This window comes from Flagellimonas onchidii (assembly GCF_004804315.1).
In the GTDB taxonomy this organism is placed as follows: Bacteria; Bacteroidota; Bacteroidia; order Flavobacteriales; family Flavobacteriaceae; genus Flagellimonas; species Flagellimonas onchidii.
In genome coordinates, this window is the sequence record NZ_SRXX01000011.1 from 94,225 (window position 1) to 115,633 (window position 21,409).

Sequence of the window (21,409 nt, forward strand, 5' to 3'; positions counted from 1 at the left end):
AAGCCCGATTTTCATCAGGCTTTAAGTTTTCAAATTGTTTTTTTAATGCCCATCCATGGAAAGGATTTCCCTTACCTCTACAAAACTTCCATCATAATCAAAAATGGGACATCCTTTAGAAAGTTCCACCGCCTCATCTATGTCTTTGGCCGAAACAATCAAATAGCCTCCTACAACTTCAACACCTTCCGCATAAGGGCCATTGGTAACCAACTCACCTCGATTACGAACTACTTTTCCATCCTCGCCCAAGGGGAGACCATCCAAAAGTTGGCCTTTTTCTTTTAGACCTCCCATCCACTCCCCCCACACCTGCATGTGGGCTTGTTTTTCTTCTTGTGATAGTTTTGAATAGGCTTCGTCGCCACCTCTAAATAAATACAAAAAATTGCTCATCGTTTTAAATTTTGTGTCCTGCTATGGACTGGTTTATCTTGTTCTGTTTATATGACGAAGACCTGAATATGGATTGGACAATCTCTATAAATTTATTTAAAAATTTTAAAGTCATTTCGAATGAATGCGAGAAATCTAAGTTAAGATTTCTCAGTCACAAGCTCCTTCGAAATGACATGTCTAAAACAATTTCATTTGTCCATCTTTATATTGTTCGTGTAAATCATAGTTCAACTTTGGGAAGCTTCGATTTTTAAAATATTTCAATCGGGCCAATCGGGCCATATCATGAATTTGCTTGGCCACATTACCCTCGCCTCTATTCCGAAGCCCGAAACGGCTGTCATTTATTGAACCTCCATGACAATCTTGAATTAGGTGCAGTACTTTTTCGGCCCTGTCAGGCATTGCTTTCTTAATCCAATCTGTGAAAATCTGACCGATTGCACCGTTTAATCGAACCACTGTAATTGCAAAGGAATTGGCCCCATTATCCGCCGTTGCTTTTGCAAGCTTCAATAGTTCATGGCTGTTTATTCCAGGAATCATAGGTGCCAACATCGCATTTACAGGAATTTTATTTTCTGAAAGCGTCCTAATGGTCTTTAATCTTTTTTGGATGGATGCTGTTCGTGGCTCCAATTTTCTTCTTGTTTTTTCGGAAAGCGAAGTAACGGATATATTTACGCCAACCAGTTGATGCAGGGTAAGCTCTTTTAAAATGTCCAGATCACGTAAGATGAGTGCGTTTTTCGTAATAATCCCAACAGGATGACGGTACTTTAAAAACACCTCCAAGCATTTTCTTGTAATTTGGAACTTTTGTTCGGCAGGTTGGTAGCAGTCTGTATTACCGGACATCACAATGGTGTGTGCCTTCCAGTTTTTGTGCTTTATTTTTTTCTCCAATAGCTCAGGAGCGGACTTTTTAACCAGAATTTTTCGTTCAAAATCCAAACCGGCACTGTAACCCCAATATTCGTGAGCATTCCTTGCATAGCAGTAAATACATCCGTGTTCACAGCCTTGATAGGGGTTCATGGAATACATCATTCCAACATCTGGGCTGTCTACCTTGTTGACAATTGTTTTAGGAAAAATAGGGATGTACTCGGTTCTATTCTTTTCCGCTTCTTCTCCCTCCAAACGGCAGAATTCCAAAAAATCCTCTCGCATTTCGTAGACATGTTGAAGAAATTTGTTAGGGGTGTTTTTTTGGGCTCCACGCCCTTTAAGTAGGTCTTTTGATTTCATTTAAATGGATTTATTCCAAAAATATGGAAATAATCCATTTATTTAATAATCAATTATCAACAGCCAAAGGAAAAATTTGTGAGATGAATCTGGTTATTTTAGGGATACTACGTTAGGACACGAATTGCACTAATTTCTCGAATACTCAATGTATTATCCCTTCCGTAATGGTATAAAGTGCTATGCCGCCTTCGTTTGACCTTTTCTTCGCTAAAGCTTCGGAAAGGGAAGGAACCAAAAACAAAGAGCCCCTTTTATTAGGGCTCTCCGTTAATATAACAACCTAAAAAATCTATGAAAATTAATCTTTATAGCCAAAATAAGCGGCTACCTCGTTGTAATTGTCAGGATTTACACCGGCAGCCTTTAGTTGATCCATTAGAGCCTGTTGCCCTCCCTTGCCGGAGGCCTGATCTGGATTGACCTTTATGGCAAAATATCGTAGCACCTCATAGTCTCCCTCGGCAACAACATGAAAACTATTATTATCAGAATTATAGAATGTAACTGTAATAATTGGGGCATCTTGATCTTGAAACGACAATCTTGTATAAATACTCCCATCTATTGGACCAGGAATAGCAATCCATCTGTCAGGAAAATCATCATTCTTTATATAAACTTGATATGCATAATCTGATAACGGCAGTACATTATCTGGCATTTGAGTAGAAAAACGAAAACCACTAAAATCTCCTGGAATAGGAACATCAACACGAGTCACGTTGGCGTTACCCTCTTGTCCTTGGCAGTCCAATACATCCACTACATTGTCAAAATTCAGGTCTTCGTTGTTTTTTTGGCCATGGGCAATAGTTCCAATGCCATCGCCATTAAGATCCCAGCAGGCTATGCCATCTTCACCATCTGTTCCATCATCTCCGTCATCTCCGTGGCAGTCCAAGGCATCTACGACACCATCATCGTTAACGTCCTCATCTGTTACGCTACCGTCGATATCGGCACTTCCGTTTCCGTTCAAGTCCCAACAGGCTATTCCATCTTCACCGGATTTGCCTGGGTCTCCATGTTTACCTGGGTCTCCCTGTTCTCCTTGAATGCCTTGCTCACCTTGGGCTCCCTTTTCCCCATTTTCTCCTTTGGAGCAAGAGGCAAAAATTAGGGAAAGGGACATGCAGCCCAACAATAAAAATCTTTTCAGGGTTTTACGCTCGATGGCGCTACTTTTGCTTGTTTCATGGTATTTAGTATTTAAAAGTGAATACCGCTAAGTTAGCCTGCCAATGTATGGGCTGTTGCTACCAATTGACGGATGCCCCATTTGGGTTGATGGATGGGGGATTTTGGTCAACGGTGGTTGGAAATCAGAGGTCGGAGGTCAGAGGTCTGATGTTCATTGCTGGTTGGCTGTGGTTAGAGGTTAGAGTCTGGTTTTAAATTGTTCGATTATTAGATTATTGCTAGTTCTTTCGCTGAGGTTCAGGACTAAGGGTGGAGGGTGAAAGGATGGAGGAAAATTGAAGGATTCGTGGTATGGGTTAACAAAAATGGACTCAAATTCAATACAGGCACGTTTACCCTGTCTTACCATGCTCGACACAGAATCCAAAAAGAGTGGGATTCCTGCTTTCCCTTCGACTACCTGTCCTCCGTACAAGACTTCGGAAGGAGGATGCTCAGGGTGACGCGCAGGAATGAAAAGCAGAAGAAATGCCATGTAGCAATGGAGATACCTTCCTGTCAGTAGAATTGAATTCTCCTTTTTTAAGGAGAAAGGAATCTGCGTTTTATAAGAAAGAAACCTTTACCAATTGCTTTTTGCTTCCCCGCTTTGCATAGAAAAGCATGTTGTCGTCATTTGAAATTTTAAGTGGTTTTGACACCATTAACGGGAGGCGTGCTTCTTGATTGTCAATGATTTTTTCATAGTCCATGACACCATTTTCGTCCAAAGAAATCATGAAAACATTTCGGTTTCTGCTCAATCCCTGTTTGAAAATAAGACGTTCATTGTTGATCAACTGTGGGTTTTCGGAAGCGGTGCAGATAAAGAAATAGGTCTTTCCATTTTTGCAATAAGAACTGTACGAGGCATAAGCACCGTCACCTTGGGTCACTTCTGTTTTGTTTATGTTCCTTGCCCAAATCAGATTTCCTTTTGGGTCCAATTTGGCGCTCACAATGTCGTTGTGATGAAAGCGTTCCAATTTTACTCGTTGACCGGCTCCGGTAACTTCCATGCCTGTTGTCACAAAATATTCTTCGGCATTAAAAAAAATCTCTTCCGAAGGAGTTACCTCCACTCCTTTAAAAACAAGATTCTTGATAACCTTTTCTTCTTCCCTTCCAAACTTGTCTTCCATAAATTGTTGGGAGAATGGATTGTATTTTTTGGAATTGATGTCCAAAGAAACCGGACTCACATCAAAATAAGCAATACCGTTGTATCGATTATCCTTTCTATCGGCATAAAACCCCGCACAGACCAGTCTGTTTTTCAATATAATAGGATAAAGTGCTTCTGGATATTTCCCAGGGTCTACGAATGACTGTGTTTTGCTTCCGCCTGGTGAGACTTTTATCAATTCATATTGAAACTTGCGTTCATCCACTCGAAAACGCTTCTTTTTAAAGTATGCCTTACCAACAATGTATGCCGTTTGCAAGTCAGAACTGATGGCTACATTTTCAAAGGCATAGTTCTTTTCCTCAATTTCATGGGAAAAATCGTGTTCAAATTGTTTGTTTAACGCCGTATCGTATAAATGGATAATGTGCTTGTTCTGCTTTCCTTTTTTGTGATGTGTGCTGATTACAAAACCTGTCTTTTCCTCATTGAAAAGTATCGTAGTGGAGAAACCACTTGAAAAGTTTCGGTTATAGTAGTTTTTTCCCACCGGATTTCTGACTTCTTCCGAAGCTATGCTCAAAAGCTTTTTTGGCCTAAAATTAAAGTCGATAATAGGGCTGGTATGAACCCAATATTCGTATTGACCACGATTGTAGTTATAATCCAAGAACAAAAGGTTCAATTGCCCATTCTTGAAGAATCCGTCCACAAAGTTTAATCCTTTCAACTTATAGTTGTATTCGGAAACCAGTTCAAGATTATTGTTATACCGCTCAATTAGATAACCTTTGGGCTTTAAAATCAATCCTTGATAGTAGGCCCTGACCAAAATATAACCTCCCGTACCATCATCAGAAATGGTCAACAGGTTTGAATATCGATATCTATCGCTGAATTTTTCACCAAAGTCGTAAGAGACCGGCATTTTTTCTTGAGCACTCATCAGCACTCCTGTCAAAAGCAAGTAAAGTAGGATAAATCGCCTTTTCATGTGTATGTGTTTATTGCTTTTCAATGGTCACATGTAACCTTTGACGACTAAAAAAAATCACTACTTAGGGTAGTTAGAGATTATTTTAGCCATGTCGGTTTCATCATAGTCTGGTTTGGTTGAACCAATAGCTATGACCCTGGAAAATCTGCTTTTCGTTTTTCCAAGAAGGCCGTAGTGCCTTCTTTAAAATCTTCTGTACCGAAGCAAGTGCCAAAAGCATCAATTTCTGAAGCATAACCATTAACATCATACTTAAAACCAGCATTTACGGCATTTATTGCATATTTTATGGCCACAGAGGAGTTATTCGATATCCTGCTCGCAATTTTTAGACAAAGCGGCAACAATTCTTCTTGAGATACCACGTAGTTGACCAATCCATAATCCAAAGCTTTGTTCGCATCAATCATGCCAGCTGTCATGATCATTTCCATGGCCCTGCCCTTTCCGATAAGTTGAGGCAGACGCTGCGTGCCGCCGTAACCAGGAATCACTCCAAGGGAAACCTCGGGAAGTCCCATTTTGGCATTATCGCTCGCAATTCTAAAGTGACTGGACATGGCCAATTCCAGTCCACCTCCCAAAGCAAAACCATTAATGGCCGCAATTACAGGGGTAGAAAGGTTTTCTACAAAATCAAAGAGATTATTTTGTCCTTCTGCTGCCAATTGACGCCCTTCTTTGACCGAAAAATGGGCAAATTCGGAAATATCCGCTCCTGCCACAAAGGCCTTCTCTCCGCTTCCTGTAATTATAATCACTTTGGTTTCACCGTCGTCATCAAGTTCTTTGAATGCGGTATGCAATTCAGCAATGGTTCTTTTGTTCAGGGCATTAAGCTTCTTTGGTCTATTAATGGTGATGGTAGCAATGTTATTTTCTTCCTCGATGTAGATGTTTTCGTAGTTCATAGATGTGGTTTTGTTTATTCCTTTGGAAATTTTACGGTAAACACGGTGCCTTTACCTTCTTGTGACGTAAAATCTATGGTTCCTTTATAATTTTCAACAATGTTCTTTACCATGCCCAGACCAAGTCCCATTCCACTGGATTTTGTAGTGAATTTGGGCTCAAAAATCTTATCCATAAAGTCATCGGCGATTCCAACGCCGTTATCCGCCACCGAAATTTTTACATCTTCTTGTTCCGAAGCCACCGTAACCAAAATCCTAGGTGAATCTACCTCGGGTACCGCCTGAATGGCATTCTTTACCAAATTTGTGACCACTCTGATAAGTTGGGTACGGTCTAGTTTGGCAATAATTTCTTTTTCATCTGAAATAAAATGGATGTAATCCTCATTGAAGATTTCCAAGGCCAACTGAACAATCTTCACCACATTTAATGTCTCATTTTGCTGCGCGGGCATGTCGGCAAAATTGGAAAAAGCAGAGGCTATATTACTCATGGTGTCTATCTGCTGAATCAAGGTCTTTGAAAACTCCTTTACCTTGGCTTCCGCTTTTGGGTCTTCAGGGTCAAACTTGCGTTCAAAACTTTGTACCGTTAATCGCAATGGTGTCAACGGATTTTTAATTTCATGGGCCACTTGTTTGGCCATTTCCCTCCACGCCTGTTCTCTTTCGCTTCGAGCCAATTTAACGGCGCTTTCTTCCAGCTCATCAATCATTCCATTATAGGAATCGACCAATTTTCCTATTTCTTGACCCGGATTTTCAATATAGATTTTCTCGTTGCGTTTGGTTAAATCCGTTTGGTATATTTTATCTGAAATAGCCTGTAAGGAACGTGTTATATACTTTGAAACAAAGTACGCCAAAATTACAGCTGACAAGAGCATTAACAGGTAAACCCCACCCAACCGAAGCAGTAATTCACGAAGCTCCATATTATTGAAAGAGTTGTCTTCAAAATAAGGAAGGTTTACAATACCAATCGGTTTAAATTTTAAATCGTTAATATAAGTGTACGATGCCTGATAGTTATCACCAGCCGCTGTTTTTTTCTCCACATAGCGTTTGTTGGTAGTAATCCTCAAATTATTCAAAACTTCGGCATCGAGGCAATTGGAGATGGAATCTGCTTCAAAAGCGGGTCTGGAACTTTTAATAAGTTGGCCTTCCATATCATAAATATTAAAGGCTACATTTTGCACATCGGCAATCTTATAGATCTCATCCATAAAAATGAGCTCTAAGTATTCAGTAGTAACAGGATAGGTAGTTTCTCTTAAGGCGTAGGAAATACTTTGAAGAATTTGCTCTTCCTTACGCTCCAGTCGATTTTCGTGATAATCCTTGTTTTGTTCTTGGGAGTGATATATGGTAACACCGGCAACAAGTACTGAAGCAATGACCACTAAAAGAATCATGGCAACAAATATGCGGGAACGAAGCGATAGTTTCTTGAACAATTTTTTTGGGTTTGCGAATAAAGTTAGCAATTATCAAGCCAATTTAAGTGCAAGCTCAAAGTTCAATCATCAAGCTCAAGTTTTAAGTTCAATGATCAGTATCCCTTATGAACTTTGAACTTATATTTAAAGTTTGGATTTGAACTTCTTTATGCATTAGGGTTTTTATCCCTGATACGTTTGTATAATCGAATACCGAGCATAAGCAATATCATCAACACAAAAATTCCTACGACTCCATAAATCCAATTAAAAGCATTTCTAAGAATTACCAAGAACACCACCGCAAAAAGTATAAGGGTGGCAACTTCATTCCAAATTCGCATAAATCTAGAAGTGTATTTGACTTCATCGCGCTGCAATTGTTTGAAAATTTGATGACATTTCAGGTGGTATACAATCAATAATCCAACAAAAACCAGTTTTACCTGCATCCACGCTTCTTTCCAATAATCGGGACCAATAATAAGTAACCAAATTGCAAATGCGATACACAGAACAGCAGAAGGCCATGTGATAATATACCAAAGCCGCTTGGTCATCAGCTTTAATTGCTGTGAAAGGATTTCTTTATCGGGTGAGGGTTTCTGCCAAGCTTCAATATGGTAAATAAAAAGACGAGGAATATAGAACAGTCCAGCGAACCAAGTCACGACAAAAATCAAATGGAGAGATTTTATATATAGGTACATCGCACGGTCGTTATAGCTTTAAAATGGTAAATTTAGGGGTTACCACATCAGAAATCACTCCACAACTCCCATTTTTTTAAGCAAAAAGCTGGCATTCATGTTCTGACAGACTCCTTTTTTAAATTTATAATCGAAAAATAATTCGTCATCAACAATGTTAGCGTCAAAGTAATAATTGGACACTTTATTAAAATCATCCGCAACTTCACAAAGACTTAAGTCATGGGTTGCGATGATACCGGTCCCACCCAGCTTCACCAATTTCTCTATAAATTTTTGCGAACCAGCAGCCTTATCGGTACTGTTGGTACCTTTTAGAATTTCGTCCAAAACAATAAAATATTTATCATTCCCCATCTCATCAATAATAAATTTCAATCGTTTTAACTCGCTGAAAAAATAGCTTTCATCATCAGTAAGACTATCTGAGGTTCGCATGCTCGTAATTAGTTTTATTGGCGAGTATTCCACCGATTGAGCACAAACAGGAAGTCCAACGTTTGCCATGACCACTTGCAATGACACTGTGCGTAAAAAAGTGCTTTTCCCAGCCATATTTGCACCAGTTATTATAAAAAATTCATCTTTTCTTATCGCAATGTCATTTCTTACAGCCTTCTGGGGGTCAAGCATTGGGTGGGATAGTCCTGTGCTTTCCAAAGTTTTGTCGCTCTCAACAATACTTGGATAGATATGGTCTTGATGATTGAATGCATAATTGCCCAGACTATTATATGCGTCAAAAAAATCGATAGTATTGAACCAATCTGAAATATGGTTTTTGTGAGCTAGTATCCATGTTTCTATTTGATGGGTTATAATCAAATCTCTAAGAAAAAAACCATTCAGAACCAATGAAATCAAAATATTGTTCCGCTGGTCTAATCTATCTAAAAGCTTTGAAAATTGTTTGAGAATGGCTGAACTTGATTCATTTGAGTTGACTACATCTTCTCGTTTTGTGAGCAGCAATTCACTTTCAAATTCGTGTTCTTCAATCAAGGCCAGCAATCTAGAATATTGTGCAAACGTGCTGTTCACTTTTGACGTCCAAGCCGAAAGGTGTGTTACTTTCTTTACAAACTTTCCCGTAATGGCCATTCCCAACAGAAAAACAAAAAACACCCAATAACCAGAAATCCATCCCGCAAAATATGCTACCAAAACCAAGATGGACAAAACGGAAAACCCTCGAGCAATATTCCTGATTTGTTTAGGTAGAAAGGGAGCGTAGCCTTTTATCCAACTGATTACTTTGTCAGCCGTGAGCTCATTTTTTACCAAAATTGCAGTGGCTCCAAACCGTTGCCTCCATTCTGGAATTTTGGCCAACTCCTTAATGGCACTTTGTTTTTGTTCAATGTCTTTAATATTGTTGGAAAGCAGTATATCTGCTAACAACTTTGACCCGCCAAGTAACGAAGTCCTGTTCAGATATTGATAAAAAGACCCTTTACCAAACAAATCGATATCTGGGCCATACCAATGTTCAGTATCCTTAAATTCTTGACCTCGGGGGAGGTGATAAAAATCTCGGTCAAGCACCTTAAGTTCGGTTTTGTTTCTTTGAATCAACGCAATTTTTAAATCCCTTTCGTATTGCATTCGATTATGTCGAATAATCAAAAAAACAAAAACCGCAACCCCAACTAGCAATATTGAAACCAACACCTTGGGAAAGCCCCAACTGTAATAAATCGCAATGGACAAAGCAACAAATACCCCCAACCTTAAACTGCTGGAAACACCAAGGTCTTTTTTAATGCCCTCTAGTTCTTGTTCAAATTTTGCTAGTTGTTCGTGATAAAAAACTTTGGGCTCTACCATTCTAATTGGGCTGTGGACTGCGTTTGTGATTGTTATGGGTTGTGCGCAATAAATTTAAGGGAATAAGTTCATTCCTATTATTCCCAGACTAAACATAAAGGGCTATTAGCTCTTATTCCTCAATAAACAAGTAATCCAATTTAAGGTTGTTGAACTCATTATTGAAGGCTTTGAGTTCATCACCCACCAGCTTATCAAACGTATCCAATTGTGATTTAATTTTGGCCGAAAGCTCATCTTTTACCGCAATGTCCTGTTCGGTTGGTGGAAAATCATCGATAGAGACCAAGCTATTTAAATGCCCCAATTTGTTGGTCAAACGAATGGGGAAATTCAAAGGGTCCTGTACACTTCGATTTTTAGTTTGGTAAAGAGCTTTTTCAATTTCCCCAAAATCTTCTTTCATCTTTTTGGCCTTCTCCACCAAATCCTTGGTTTGTTCATTGTCTTTATACTGCTTTACAAAACCGTCCAATTGTTCATTGATTTTCCTAATCTTCTTAATGGATTGATGTGCTCTATCAATGGTTTCGTTAATGTCCGAAATGAAATCATATTGCTTTTGCATATCAACAACCGAAACCTCAGCTTTTGGGTCGGGAAGAATTTTAAATTCTTGAGTTTGATTAGAACCGTTCACATTTAAATGAACCTTATAATTTCCAGGAACAGCTTTGGCCCCATTTAGATTGGCCCACCAGAGAATCATTCCCTTCAATTTTTCTGCGCCTTTTCCACGGGTATCCCAAATGTGAGTATTTCCTCCCTTTTTCACTTTTAGCTTTTTGTCTTTTTTCGTGGCAAAGGTGCTGTAGTTGGCCAAAGTATCCCGTTCATTTTGGTATATGTTAGGCTGATGCTATCCTTGTCCGATAGATCTTTCAAATAAAAATGAGTGATAACTCCATTAGGGTGGTTTTGTCCTGCTGTTTTTGAAGGCTCCTTGGCAGCGCTTCCTTTTGTGCGGTAACTATCTTTAGGTTGATAAAGCACTGCACCTGCTGTTTTTTTCGAAGCATCCAATTGATGTAATACTGTCAAATCATCAATCATCCAAACACTGCGTCCTTGGGTTGCCACAATTAAGTTGTCATCTTTGATGGCCAAATCTGTAATAGGAACAATGGGAAGGTTCAACTGAAACTTTTCCCAGTTTTGTCCATCATTGAACGAAATGTACATTCCTGTTTCTGTTCCGGCATATAGCAACCCCCTCCGTTTTGGGTCTTCGCGAAGTGCCCTTGTAAAATGTTCGGCATTTATCCCATTTGTGATTTTGCTCCATGTTTTTCCAAAATCCGTGGTCTTGTACAAATAGGGTTGAAAATCTCCCAGTTTATATCTGGTGGCAGCAACATAGCAAGTGCCTTCTTCAAAAACGGAAGGTTCTATGCAATTGATCATGTTCCATTCGGGCATATTTGGTGGGGTCACATTCTCCCAAGTTTTGCCACCATCCTTGGTTACATGAATCAAACCATCATCACTTCCAACCCAAATCAAGCCCTCTTTCAATGGACTTTCATTTGCCGCAAAAATGGTACAATAATATTCTACGCTGGTATTATCCTGGGTAATAGGCCCACCACTCGAAACTAATTTTGTAGGATCGTTCCGGGTCAAATCCCCGCTTAGCACTTCCCAACTTTGACCTTCATTAGTACTTAAATGCACATGATTGGAAAACGTGTATAATTTCTTCGGGTCATGTTTGCTAAAAATGATAGGGAAGTTCCATTGAAAACGATATTTCATCGCCTCGGCTCCATGCCCCATGGGGTTATCGGGCCAAACATTGATGCCTCTAACCGTGTTGTTTTTATGATTGACACGGGTCAAAAATCCATCATAGCTACCTCCGTAGACAATATCATTATTTGTCGGATCCACGGCAATATGCGCAGACTCTCCTCCCGCGGTTGGTTCCCAATCATCTTCACCGATAGAACCGTCATCGCTTCGGTGATTGATACGGATGGTCGAATTATCCTGTTGCGCCACATAAATTCGATAAGGAAAAGCATTGTCCGTAGTTACTCGATAAAATTGCGCCGTGGGCTGATTATAATAAGTACTCCATGTCTCACCTCCGTCATACGTAACCTGAGCACCTCCATCATCCCCAATAATCATCCGCTTCGAATTTTCGGGAGCAATCCATAAATCATGATGATCGCCGTGAGGAGCGTTGAAGGTATTGAAGGTTTTACCACCATCGGTAGACTTATGATAGCGGACATTCATCACGTAAACCACGTCTTCATCTTCAGTGTCCGCATATACTCGAGTATAATACCAAGCTCGTTGCCTCAATTTGCGCTCACTGTTTACTTGGGTCCATTTTTTGCCTCCATCATCTGACCTATAAAGCCCCCCTTTTTCCTTGTTCTCCACAATAGCCCAAACCCTGTCGCTATTTTTAGGTGAAACCGCTACTCCAATGATTCCAAGTGTGTCTTTGGGAAAGCCTTCATTTTTTGAAATCTCGGTCCAAGTTTCGCCACTATCTGTGCTTTTCCAGAGTGCTGACCCATCCCCACCACTGCTCAAACTGTATGGAGTTCTTTTGGCCCTCCAAGTTGAAGCATACAAAATTCTTGGATTATTTGGGTCGAAAGTTAAATCAACGGCCCCTGCTTGATCATTCACAAAAAGTATTTGCCTCCAATTTTTTCCTCCATCTACACTCTTATAGATACCCCTTTCCTTAGTGGGCTTATAAATATTGCCTAAAACTGCGGCGTAAACGGTATTATAATCGGTAGGATGAATTCGGATTCGAGGTACGTGACGACTGTTTTTTAGTCCTGCAAATGTCCAAGTCTTCCCCGCGTTTTCGGTTTTCCAGATGCCATAACCACTAGAAACATTTCCGCGAAGTGTTTTTTCACCACCTCCAACATACATGACATTAGGGTCACTTTTGGCCACTTCGACCGCGCCAATACTTCCGCCAAAATAACCATCGGAAATATTTTCCCAAGTACGACCCCCATTAGTAGTTTTCCATACCCCACCACCCGTGGCTCCAAAATAAAAGAGATTCGGTTTTCCAGGCACTCCGGTAACAGCAGCAGAACGACCCCCGCGAAAGGGGCCTACCAAGCGATACTCCAAACTGGAATACATTTCTTCGGGATATTCAGGACCAGATTGGGTTTTCTTTTTTCGTTGAGATTGAGAGGAAATGGCAAACAGACAAAGTGCCATCAATAGCACTCCGTTTTTGGAAAGCAATTGTTTCATTTTGTTTTAGAATTAGTCAGACCTAAATGTAGGGAAAAAGGAATGAACCATTATCACCTAGAAACTTTCATTACTTTCTGAAAAGCCTGATATATATTTATAATGCTTCCTGTTTTGGATAGGGAATCAAACGGAACCAGAGGTGCGCTATCATCACCAGGTTTTTTTACCATTAAACTTAATTTGGTCCCTGATTCAAGAATAATGGTTTTAAGTTCTGATGCCGAAAGATGGGGAAAGTATGATTTCAGCAAAGCCGCCGTTCCTGCAACTATAGGACTTGCATAAGAAGTTCCTTCAGAAAATTGGTAAACACTTTTTACTTCTGTGGTATATATTTTTTCTCCAGGAGCGAAAACATCTACGGTCCTTTTTCCATAGTTTGAAAAAGAAGCAACAATTGTTGAATCCATGGAAGAGGTAATTGCTCCCACAGATAAAAAGTTATCTACAAATTCTTCACCCCCTATTTCATCATTTGGATAGTTCAATTCAATGTCGATGTTCTTATTTCCATTACCAGATGACGAAACTAATAATACATCATGTACGGCTGCGTACCGAAAAGCATCTCGAACCCAGTCAGAATGAGATGAAAAGTACTTCCCCCAACTCATATTGATGACTTTTGCGCCATTGTCCACTGCATAACGGATGGCCAGTGCCACATCTTTGTCATATTCATCACCATCAGCTACCATAACCACAGGCATGATTTTTATATTGTTAGATATTCCTTTGATTCCCAGTCCATTGTTACGAGAAGCAGCAATAAGTCCAGTAACCCCAGTGGAATGTTGAAATTTCAATTCATTGTTTATCAAAATAGGATTTCCATAATATGCGTCGTCAATGTCTTCGGGATTTTCATCAAGCATTTTTCTAGCATCATCATCAACATCCAATGCCTTCAATTGGCTTTTAAAATAATCCTGTTGATCAATAAAGTCTTGTTCTGTAATCCCATAACGAAGCCCAATGCCCAACCACTTAAAGTACTTTTCCATCTCTGGAAATTGAATTATTAGACTATCGATTGTCTCTACGGAATAGTTTTCATTTTTTGTGAAATAAGGAATTGTGTCTTTGGCTTTATAATAAAGTGCGTTTACAGAATCTGCTTCCTTGATGTATGATTTTAAATCTGCCAATTCATTGTTCAATGTTTTATGTGCCTTTAAAAAAGTATAGTACTGATCTTTTTCTTGATTAGGAATCTCTTTTTCATCCATAATACTGGCATACCTCGATTTGTACCTTCTTACTATTCTCGTGGGCTCCACAGATTGATGAAACAAGTCTTCACCTTTTCGGTTTCCTAGAAAATTCCAACCATTAACATCATCTATGTAACCATTGTGGTCATCATCGATCCCATTCCCAGGTATTTCATCAATATTTACCCAAAAACTTTCCTGCAAATCTTCGTGTAGCATATCAATTTTGGTATCCAATACGGCGACAACAACTTCTTGGCCTACAAGGTCTTTGATGAGTTCTTTATAAGTTCGCTCCAATCCAATACCAGGAATGGAATCTTTTTCTAGGTCTTTACGCCACCAAGTTTTTAAATTTTCCTCATCAAGCACCTGCGCTGTTATTGAGGATGTTAAAAAGAAAAGGATTAAGAAAATTGTGTTTCCCTGAAAAAGCAATGATTTTCTATTTTGGATATTAAATTATTTGAGCATAAATGTAGGAAAAAAGAAACAGCACAGGTGCCTCCACAGTATTATTCTAACACCTTTAACTCATTCAAACGTACTGTTCCCTAATTTTTGGTTTTCTACTCATACGAACAATGCTAGCTTGGCCCAAAAGAACTTCGTTATGAGTAAAATTTTAACCATCCCTAAGCCCTGTTCCGAAGACTGGAATAAAATGACACCAACCCAAAAAGGTGCATATTGCAAAAGCTGCCAAAAAGAAGTTGTGGATTTCACCACTATGTCCAAAACTATTTTAGCTCAAAAACTCTCTAAAGGGAATAATTTATGCGGACGCTTTAAAGCCAATCAATTAAACACTCCCTTACCCTCTATAGCTCGTTCAAGATTTCAACGAAATATGGCGTTGTTGGGCTATACTTCTCTTCTGGCAATTGGTTCACCTCTGGCCGCCCAAGAAGTTCCGTTTCAACAAACTTATCAAGTTGAGGAAGCTATCATTTTTGGGGTGGTAATTCCAGAATTATCTTCAAATGACCCAATAACCATTAAAGGAAATGTTGGTGATAGCTATAACCCTCTTCCAGGAGCCACAGTTTCCATAAAAGGAACTCAAATAAAAACCCAAACAGATTTTGATGGCAACTTTTTGATTTCACTTCCAAGGCAATTCCCTGATAAAAACGCTACGCTTATTATTTCCTCATTGGGGTATATGACTATTGAAAAAGTAATCTCCATCGAAACAGGTTTTGTGCAGGTCGCTTGTACCGAATTAGAAGAAGATATTATGGGCGAGTTAGTGATTGTTCGAAAACAAAATATCTTTAGGCGGTTCCTTAATTTATTCCGAAAAAAGTGAGTCAACCTTAGAATTTCTGCTATGCTTTGTAACAATGTGGATAATTTTATACTAATCCATTGGAGGAAGTAACCTTCCAATTTCTTACTTTAGAAACATTAACACAAAACACTATTACCATGGATATTTTTAGCAAGATCAAAGAGAAACTCACTCACGAGTTTATTGATATTATAGAATGGCTCGATTATACTGATGATACTATTGCCCATCGTTTCGAACGCTATCAAAATGAGATAAAAAACGGGGCCAAACTTATTGTTCGGGAAGGGCAGACGGCTGTTTTTGTCAATGAAGGACAATTGGCCGATGTCTTTACTCCTGGCACATACGACCTAACCACAAAAAACCTTCCCATTTTAGCCACCCTTAAGGGCTGGAAGTACGGATTTAATTCCCCTTTTAAAGCAGAGGTCTATTTTGTGAATACGCATTTGTTTACCGATGAGAAATGGGGAACCAAAAACCCAATCACTTTAAGTGATGACCGTTTCGGTTTAGTAGAAATTAGAGCTTTCGGAACCTATGCCTATAAAATCACAGATGCCGGAAAATTCATTATCGACATAGTCGGGACGGACAATAATTTCACCAATTTTGAAATCAACGAGCATCTAAAAAGTTTAATCGCTACTCGATTTACCGATACAGTTGGTGAAGCTAATCTTCCTATTGAATTATATGCCGCGAACACTTCGGAACTTTCAGAAACTTGTCAGGAAGTAATGGCTCCAGAATTCCTTTCGGTTGGAATCTCCTTGGAAAAATTCTATATCGAAAACGTTTCCATGCCCGAAGATCTTAAAAAAGAAATCTTCGAGTACAGTCGTATAGACAAACTGGATCTGGACAAGTTGACCAAGTTCAAAACTGCCAAAGCCATCGAAGCTGCTGCCAAAAACGAAGGCGGAACGGCCGGTGCGGGAATGGGAATGGGAATGGGCTTTGTGCTCACGCAACAAATGGGTGGAATGATGAGTCCACAAATGGGTGGAAATCAACAAATGCAACAAGCCAGTGCTCCTGTTCCTCCACCTATACCAGCTGCCGTTCAATATTTTTATGCTGTGAACGGTGCCCAACAAGGACCGGTTTCCTTTGAACAACTGCAAGCTTTGTTTGCAGGTAGAACAATAAATAGGGACAGTTTAGTTTGGAAACAAGGCATGTCCAATTGGACAGCCTTAAAGGATGTAGAAGAACTAAAATCATTCTTGGGAGGAAATACTCCACCACCCTTGCCAAATTCTTAATCTTTGGAGCCATCAATTCAAAAAACAGAACTTAAAAAGTCCTGTGTCAATTGTGGTGCAGAGCTCAAATACAAACCCGGGACCACCAACATCAGTTGTGAATATTGTGGCCACGAAGAGTCCATTACAATTGATGAAAACGGATTTGAGGAGCTGGAACTGTACCCCTATTTACAGGAAATGGGTGCTCAAAAGCACAGTGAAGAGATTTCCATGCTTCATTGTAAAAACTGTGGTGCCAATCAACATGTAGAGGAGAATTACAAGTCACTGCATTGTGTCTATTGTAGTATGCCTTTAGTGATAGAGGATGCCTATAAAGAGGAATGGATCTTGCCAGGTGCAGTGCTTCCTTTTCAGGTTGAAAAAGAAAAATCTTTTCTCATTTTCAAAAAATGGGTAGACCGTTTATGGTGGGCTCCCAACAAATTAAAAAAAGCCGCCCTAGACCCCCAATTCACAAAAGGACTGTACTTACCCTACTGGACTTTTGATGCGAAACTCTCTGCTTCTTATACTGGACAACGAGGTGAATACTATTACGAAACTCGCAGAGTTAAAAATGCCCAAGGGAAGACGGTAACGCAACGTGTTAGAAAAACACGATGGTATCCCGCTTCAGGTCATGTTTCAGGTTTTGTAGATGACACTTTGATCGAAGCATCAAAGCAACGTTCGGGAAGAATCCCAAGTAAAATTGCCCATTGGAACTTAAAGCAACTTCAACCTTTCAATAGTAGCTTCTTATCAGGTTTTGTTACCGAAAAGTATACAATTCCTTTAAAGCAAGGTCATTTACAGTCGAAAGAAGTCGCTCGAAACATTGCTGATCGATGGTGTCGACAAGATATCGGCGGTGATACCCAAAGGGTATCCCATATGGACATGAAACTGTCCGAAGAGACTTTTAAGCACATTCTACTCCCTGTATATGTAAGTGCATATCTATATAATGGAAAAGAGTACAATTTCTTTATCAACGGAGAAAATGGCAAAATCTCTGGAACACGACCATACAGTTTTTGGAAGATTTTCCTCGCAGTAGTTATAGCACTTTCAATTTTTGCCTTATTTATTTTTTTAAAAGGATAGCTCTTTTAAATTACGCTCATTTAGTGACCCCCGTCTGGTTTTTTGTGTCCCAATAATAAATCAATAACACAACCTAAAAACCAATCTTTATGTTTACCAAAACAACAAAGCCCGTCATTTTGGTGCTTGGTATACTTTCCATCACCTGTAAAAACACTAAAAAAGAACAAGAAGATTTAAATCAAAAACTGGAACATATTCAAGCCATTGAAACTTCAATTGACTCCACAATCAAATCCGTCAACGAAAAAGCGAAAGAATTGGAAGGCGTTATTTTGGAATTGGACAGTATTTAATCTTCAAGAATACGCTATGAAAACCACAACAACATTTACTTTTTTATTCATGGTTGTCCTTTGCTTTGCGGCACCAAACAATGCGAATGGAAAGTCTTTTGGAAAAATGAAAATGACAACCCATATCAAAAGAAAAATAATACTGAATCCTAGACCTTTACCGGTACAGGTTAGAAAAAGAAATCAAAATGATGGCCATATGAGTGACGACCGTATTGATAATGGTACAAATCGTGACGAAGCGAGTTGGATGGAAGGAACCATTACACCCAACCAAGGAAAAATCAACAAAGACGATATGTCACTACAGGAATTCGGTCAATTTCGTCTTCAACAGGTGACGGAAAAATTGAAAAACTCTGAATATATCTTGGAATATGACAAAGAAATTTTGCTCATTGGAAGAAAGGCACTTATAAAAGCAAAAAACAGAGTGCGAAACGCCAAGCAAAATGGAGAAAACCCAGAAATAATCTTAAATAAGGAAAAACAGTTAGCGACAATTGAACAAAAGTTGAATGATTTAGAACTTGCCATCGTAAGAGCAAAAGAAGTGATTAGGAAAAATGCCGAAACGCTTAAAAAAATGTCAAACGATAAAAAAGGTCATTCAGTAATTAGGCTTTAGGCACCTTCTATAACAGTTTAACATAAATTTTAATTCCTTAGGGTAATTATGGTTTAACTTGAGAAATCATAATCAAAGGCATGAAGGCACTCTACTGGATATTCATATTTATTACTTTTTCCTTTCAAGCCCAAACAAGTGATGATTCTGTTGAATTGGCTTTTGAAAAAGATTTAATTCCCGAGGGAATCGCTATCCATCCCCAATCAAAAAAAGTATACATCAATAGTTTAGCAAAAAACAAAATTGTTCGTTGTAATCTTGACGGCTCCTCTCCTGAAAATTTTATTAAGAGTAATGAGTTTGGTTACCTTTCCGGGTTTGGAATGACCATTAAGGGAGATACCCTCTTTGCACTGGGAAACACTCTTCCAAAAATCAACAATAAATCTATTTTGTTATTGTTGGATGTTTCATCCGGCAAACTGATCAAATCTTATCCTCTCAATATTTCAGACTTTATTTACCTCAACGATATCGCTATCGGTTCAGATGGAAAAATCTATATAACCGATTCCGAAAGCAATAATATCTATACAGTAAATACGTCTACGGATAAACTGGAAATCTTTTATTCCAATGATGAGGTTAAACATTCTAATGGAATCACCATCTCCGAAGATGATCAACTTCTTTATCTAGCATCTTACACGAGTGGGATTCGCATTTTGGACCTTGATACAAAAACGTTGATTAATCAGCCTAATGACATCAAGGGCATTGACGGGATGAAGTTTTACAATAATAGCTTGATAGCCATTGTAAACAGTCGGCGTGATGCCAAGCTGAACGGTGTTTATCGATATTTTTTAAATGAAGACGGATCCAAGATTATGAGTACAGAAAAGCTTTGCAGCTTTTCTCGAATATCTGACATCCCAACTACTTTTGATTTGCACGATAACACCATGTACTTTGTGGAGGATTCACAATTGGACAACCTTGATCAAGAAAACACTGCGATTCTCAATCCTTCCCAATTGGAAAACTATCGGTTGAAAATTTCAAATTTTGGAATGGATAAGAACTCTGTACACGCAAAAAGGTACTGCACCGAAATTGGTCGTTTTGACCTACTGTTTGATGAGGATGAAGTTGCAGGAGCTTATTATTTGAAGCCGAAAAATGCCTTAGGTAGTGTTTGGGGAAAATTAAATGGTAATGTGATGACAGGTAGGTGGCACGATGCTGATGGGGCAGGAGATATTGTCATTACCTTTAATGATGATTTTTCATTTTTTACTGCAGATTATCGGGCGGATGATGAGCCTGAAAAATGGTATAAAGATTCATGGCACGGTTCCCTTCGTCCCAATGATGATATCTCATTTGACTTTAATAATAAAACCTACCTATGTGAATGATGGGTTTACTCCAAAAACTCTAAACAAACCGGACTCGAAAGTTTTTCCTCTTTCAAGAATTCAAGAGTTCCTTGTTCGGGATTTCTTTTATAGATAGTAATATTATTGCTTCTTTGGTTTGCGACCAGTAGAAAATTCCCAGAAGGATCTATGGTAAAATTACGTGGCCAATCTCCTCGAACAGATTCCCTTCCTACCAAACTTAGTTTTCCCGACTCAGGATGTACTGCAAATATGACAATGGTATTTTCGCCACGATTTGACCCATACAAGAACTTTCCATTTGGGGATAAATGAATGTCTGCACAATAGCTTTTTCCTTCAAAAGATGGGTCAAGAGTGCTCACGGTTTCAATTTCCTTATAAAATCCGTTTGATTTTTGCTTTAATACGGTAATTGTAGAGTTTAGCTCGTTGATTACATAAAGTAGTTTGCCATCTTTGCTAAATGTAAAATGCCTTGGGCCAGCACCTTCTACCATATCCAAAGAAACCTGGTCCCCCGGAACAAAAAGATTGTTTATGCTGCTATATCGCTTAACGGCATCCAGCCCCAAATCAGCAACAAAAAGGTCGTTCCCAACAAATTTGGCCATATGTGCATGAGAGGTTTTTGTAGTATCCAAAACTTTATGGTCGATCATTTGTGGGTTAGATTGTAGCGAACCATCTTGGTTTAATGCAAAAACGGACACGTTTCCACCAGAGTAGTTTGAGGTTGCCAAGAAACCATAACCGGAAAGGGCTACATGGCATGGATGTTTTCCCTCGGTTCCCATACTATTCAAGAGCTCTAATTGGCCATTCTTTAATTTAAAAGCCGATACTCCTCCTCCTAAACTGTCAAAATCTGCAGTTTCATGTACTGCATATAAATTTTTCTTGTCCTCAGCAATTTTTATAAAAGATGGATTAGGTAACACCGCAGCCAATTTTTTATTCATTAACTCACCAGTATTGGTGTCGAAAGTAAATTTGTAGATGCCTTCGCTATCTCCATCGGTATAGGTTCCAACAAATAAAGTGTGCATTGGCTTTTTTTCAGGTTGTTCAACACAGGTTATTGCCAGAGTGGCTAATAGAGCATAGAAAATATTTTTTTTCATGGACATAGGTGATTAAGCCTCTAAAATACAGAATCCTATCCTTAATA

At 39.0% G+C, this 21,409-nt stretch carries 17 protein-coding genes and 1 pseudogene; 6 read left to right on the forward strand and 12 right to left on the reverse strand.

The window, feature by feature from the left end; translation table 11 throughout:
- Nucleotides 1–42 precede the first annotated feature (42 nt).
- From E4661_RS12715 to E4661_RS12765, 11 genes and pseudogenes are all read right to left on the reverse strand, one after another.
- Entirely contained in the window at nt 43–396 is a 354-nt protein-coding gene (locus E4661_RS12715) for a YciI family protein (RefSeq protein WP_136467827.1), read from the reverse strand.
- A gap of 180 nt (nt 397–576) precedes the next feature.
- Complete coding sequence (locus E4661_RS12720) at nt 577–1,650, reverse strand: PA0069 family radical SAM protein (RefSeq protein ID WP_136467828.1); 1,074 nt, start codon at nt 1,648–1,650, stop codon at nt 577–579.
- Between the two features lie 301 nt (nt 1,651–1,951).
- Nucleotides 1,952–2,785, reverse strand: a complete 834-nt coding sequence (locus tag E4661_RS12725) for a collagen-like triple helix repeat-containing protein (RefSeq protein WP_136467829.1) — start codon at nt 2,783–2,785, stop codon at nt 1,952–1,954.
- Between the two features lie 246 nt (nt 2,786–3,031).
- A complete protein-coding gene (locus tag E4661_RS12730; protein ID WP_136467830.1) occupies nt 3,032–3,328 on the reverse strand; it encodes a hypothetical protein in 297 nt (98 codons plus the stop codon).
- Between the two features lie 70 nt (nt 3,329–3,398).
- Nucleotides 3,399–4,952 carry a hypothetical protein gene (locus E4661_RS12735; protein ID WP_136467831.1) on the reverse strand — a complete coding sequence of 518 codons (1,554 nt, stop codon included), beginning with the start codon at nt 4,950–4,952 and terminating at the stop codon, nt 3,399–3,401.
- A gap of 131 nt (nt 4,953–5,083) precedes the next feature.
- Entirely contained in the window at nt 5,084–5,866 is a 783-nt protein-coding gene (locus E4661_RS12740) for an enoyl-CoA hydratase/isomerase family protein (protein ID WP_136467832.1), read from the reverse strand.
- 14 nt (nt 5,867–5,880) lie between these two features.
- Nucleotides 5,881–7,287 carry a sensor histidine kinase gene (locus E4661_RS12745; RefSeq protein ID WP_136467893.1) on the reverse strand — a complete coding sequence of 469 codons (1,407 nt, stop codon included), beginning with the start codon at nt 7,285–7,287 and terminating at the stop codon, nt 5,881–5,883.
- A 191-nt stretch (nt 7,288–7,478) separates the two neighbouring features.
- A complete protein-coding gene (locus tag E4661_RS12750) occupies nt 7,479–8,021 on the reverse strand; it encodes a CopD family protein (RefSeq protein ID WP_136467833.1) in 543 nt (180 codons plus the stop codon).
- A 54-nt stretch (nt 8,022–8,075) separates the two neighbouring features.
- Complete coding sequence (locus E4661_RS12755; RefSeq protein WP_136467834.1) at nt 8,076–9,848, reverse strand: MutS-related protein; 1,773 nt, start codon at nt 9,846–9,848, stop codon at nt 8,076–8,078.
- Nucleotides 9,849–9,960: 112 nt separating this feature from the next.
- A pseudogene (locus E4661_RS12760) lies at nt 9,961–13,058 on the reverse strand (WD40/YVTN/BNR-like repeat-containing protein).
- Between the two features lie 89 nt (nt 13,059–13,147).
- Complete coding sequence (locus E4661_RS12765) at nt 13,148–14,749, reverse strand: S8 family serine peptidase (protein WP_136467835.1); 1,602 nt, start codon at nt 14,747–14,749, stop codon at nt 13,148–13,150.
- Nucleotides 14,750–14,924: 175 nt separating this feature from the next.
- Between E4661_RS12765 and E4661_RS12770 the strand changes: the two genes are divergently transcribed.
- The 6 genes from E4661_RS12770 (at nt 14,925) to E4661_RS12795 (ending at nt 20,256) form a co-directional block, all read left to right on the forward strand.
- The gene (locus E4661_RS12770; RefSeq protein ID WP_136467836.1) at nt 14,925–15,623 is read left to right on the forward strand and encodes a carboxypeptidase-like regulatory domain-containing protein; all 699 of its coding nucleotides are present in this window, start codon (nt 14,925–14,927) and stop codon (nt 15,621–15,623) included.
- Nucleotides 15,624–15,742: 119 nt separating this feature from the next.
- On the forward strand, nt 15,743–16,876 hold the full coding sequence (locus E4661_RS12775) for an SPFH domain-containing protein (RefSeq protein ID WP_136467837.1): 1,134 nt from the start codon (nt 15,743–15,745) through the stop codon (nt 16,874–16,876).
- A 3-nt stretch (nt 16,877–16,879) separates the two neighbouring features.
- Complete coding sequence (locus tag E4661_RS12780; RefSeq protein ID WP_136467838.1) at nt 16,880–17,968, forward strand: TFIIB-type zinc ribbon-containing protein; 1,089 nt, start codon at nt 16,880–16,882, stop codon at nt 17,966–17,968.
- A gap of 89 nt (nt 17,969–18,057) precedes the next feature.
- A complete protein-coding gene (locus E4661_RS12785; protein ID WP_136467839.1) occupies nt 18,058–18,264 on the forward strand; it encodes a hypothetical protein in 207 nt (68 codons plus the stop codon).
- A gap of 16 nt (nt 18,265–18,280) precedes the next feature.
- Entirely contained in the window at nt 18,281–18,892 is a 612-nt protein-coding gene (locus tag E4661_RS12790; RefSeq protein WP_136467840.1) for a hypothetical protein, read from the forward strand.
- A gap of 80 nt (nt 18,893–18,972) precedes the next feature.
- Complete coding sequence (locus E4661_RS12795) at nt 18,973–20,256, forward strand: SMP-30/gluconolactonase/LRE family protein (protein WP_136467841.1); 1,284 nt, start codon at nt 18,973–18,975, stop codon at nt 20,254–20,256.
- 5 nt (nt 20,257–20,261) lie between these two features.
- Here the strand turns inward: E4661_RS12795 and E4661_RS12800 are convergent, their stop codons facing one another.
- Entirely contained in the window at nt 20,262–21,362 is a 1,101-nt protein-coding gene (locus E4661_RS12800; RefSeq protein ID WP_136467842.1) for a lactonase family protein, read from the reverse strand.
- Nucleotides 21,363–21,409: the final 47 nt, after the last annotated feature.

What these genes read in the sequence shown, in the direction of transcription:
- E4661_RS12740 (WP_136467832.1), bottom strand. Translation starts at nt 5,866, where the DNA reads ATGAACTACGAAAACATCTACATCGAGGAAGAAAATAACATTGCTACC.
- E4661_RS12735 (WP_136467831.1), bottom strand. Translation starts at nt 4,952, where the DNA reads ATGAAAAGGCGATTTATCCTACTTTACTTGCTTTTGACAGGAGTGCTG.
- E4661_RS12775 (WP_136467837.1), top strand. Translation starts at nt 15,743, where the DNA reads ATGGATATTTTTAGCAAGATCAAAGAGAAACTCACTCACGAGTTTATT.
- E4661_RS12790 (WP_136467840.1), top strand. Translation starts at nt 18,281, where the DNA reads ATGAAAACCACAACAACATTTACTTTTTTATTCATGGTTGTCCTTTGC.
- E4661_RS12730 (WP_136467830.1), bottom strand. Translation starts at nt 3,328, where the DNA reads ATGGCATTTCTTCTGCTTTTCATTCCTGCGCGTCACCCTGAGCATCCT.
- E4661_RS12795 (WP_136467841.1), top strand. Translation starts at nt 18,973, where the DNA reads ATGAAGGCACTCTACTGGATATTCATATTTATTACTTTTTCCTTTCAA.
- E4661_RS12750 (WP_136467833.1), bottom strand. Translation starts at nt 8,021, where the DNA reads ATGTACCTATATATAAAATCTCTCCATTTGATTTTTGTCGTGACTTGG.
- E4661_RS12715 (WP_136467827.1), bottom strand. Translation starts at nt 396, where the DNA reads ATGAGCAATTTTTTGTATTTATTTAGAGGTGGCGACGAAGCCTATTCA.
- E4661_RS12725 (WP_136467829.1), bottom strand. Translation starts at nt 2,785, where the DNA reads ATGTCCCTTTCCCTAATTTTTGCCTCTTGCTCCAAAGGAGAAAATGGG.
- E4661_RS12770 (WP_136467836.1), top strand. Translation starts at nt 14,925, where the DNA reads ATGAGTAAAATTTTAACCATCCCTAAGCCCTGTTCCGAAGACTGGAAT.
- E4661_RS12785 (WP_136467839.1), top strand. Translation starts at nt 18,058, where the DNA reads ATGTTTACCAAAACAACAAAGCCCGTCATTTTGGTGCTTGGTATACTT.
- E4661_RS12755 (WP_136467834.1), bottom strand. Translation starts at nt 9,848, where the DNA reads ATGGTAGAGCCCAAAGTTTTTTATCACGAACAACTAGCAAAATTTGAA.
- E4661_RS12800 (WP_136467842.1), bottom strand. Translation starts at nt 21,362, where the DNA reads ATGAAAAAAAATATTTTCTATGCTCTATTAGCCACTCTGGCAATAACC.
- E4661_RS12720 (WP_136467828.1), bottom strand. Translation starts at nt 1,650, where the DNA reads ATGAAATCAAAAGACCTACTTAAAGGGCGTGGAGCCCAAAAAAACACC.
- E4661_RS12745 (WP_136467893.1), bottom strand. Translation starts at nt 7,287, where the DNA reads ATGATTCTTTTAGTGGTCATTGCTTCAGTACTTGTTGCCGGTGTTACC.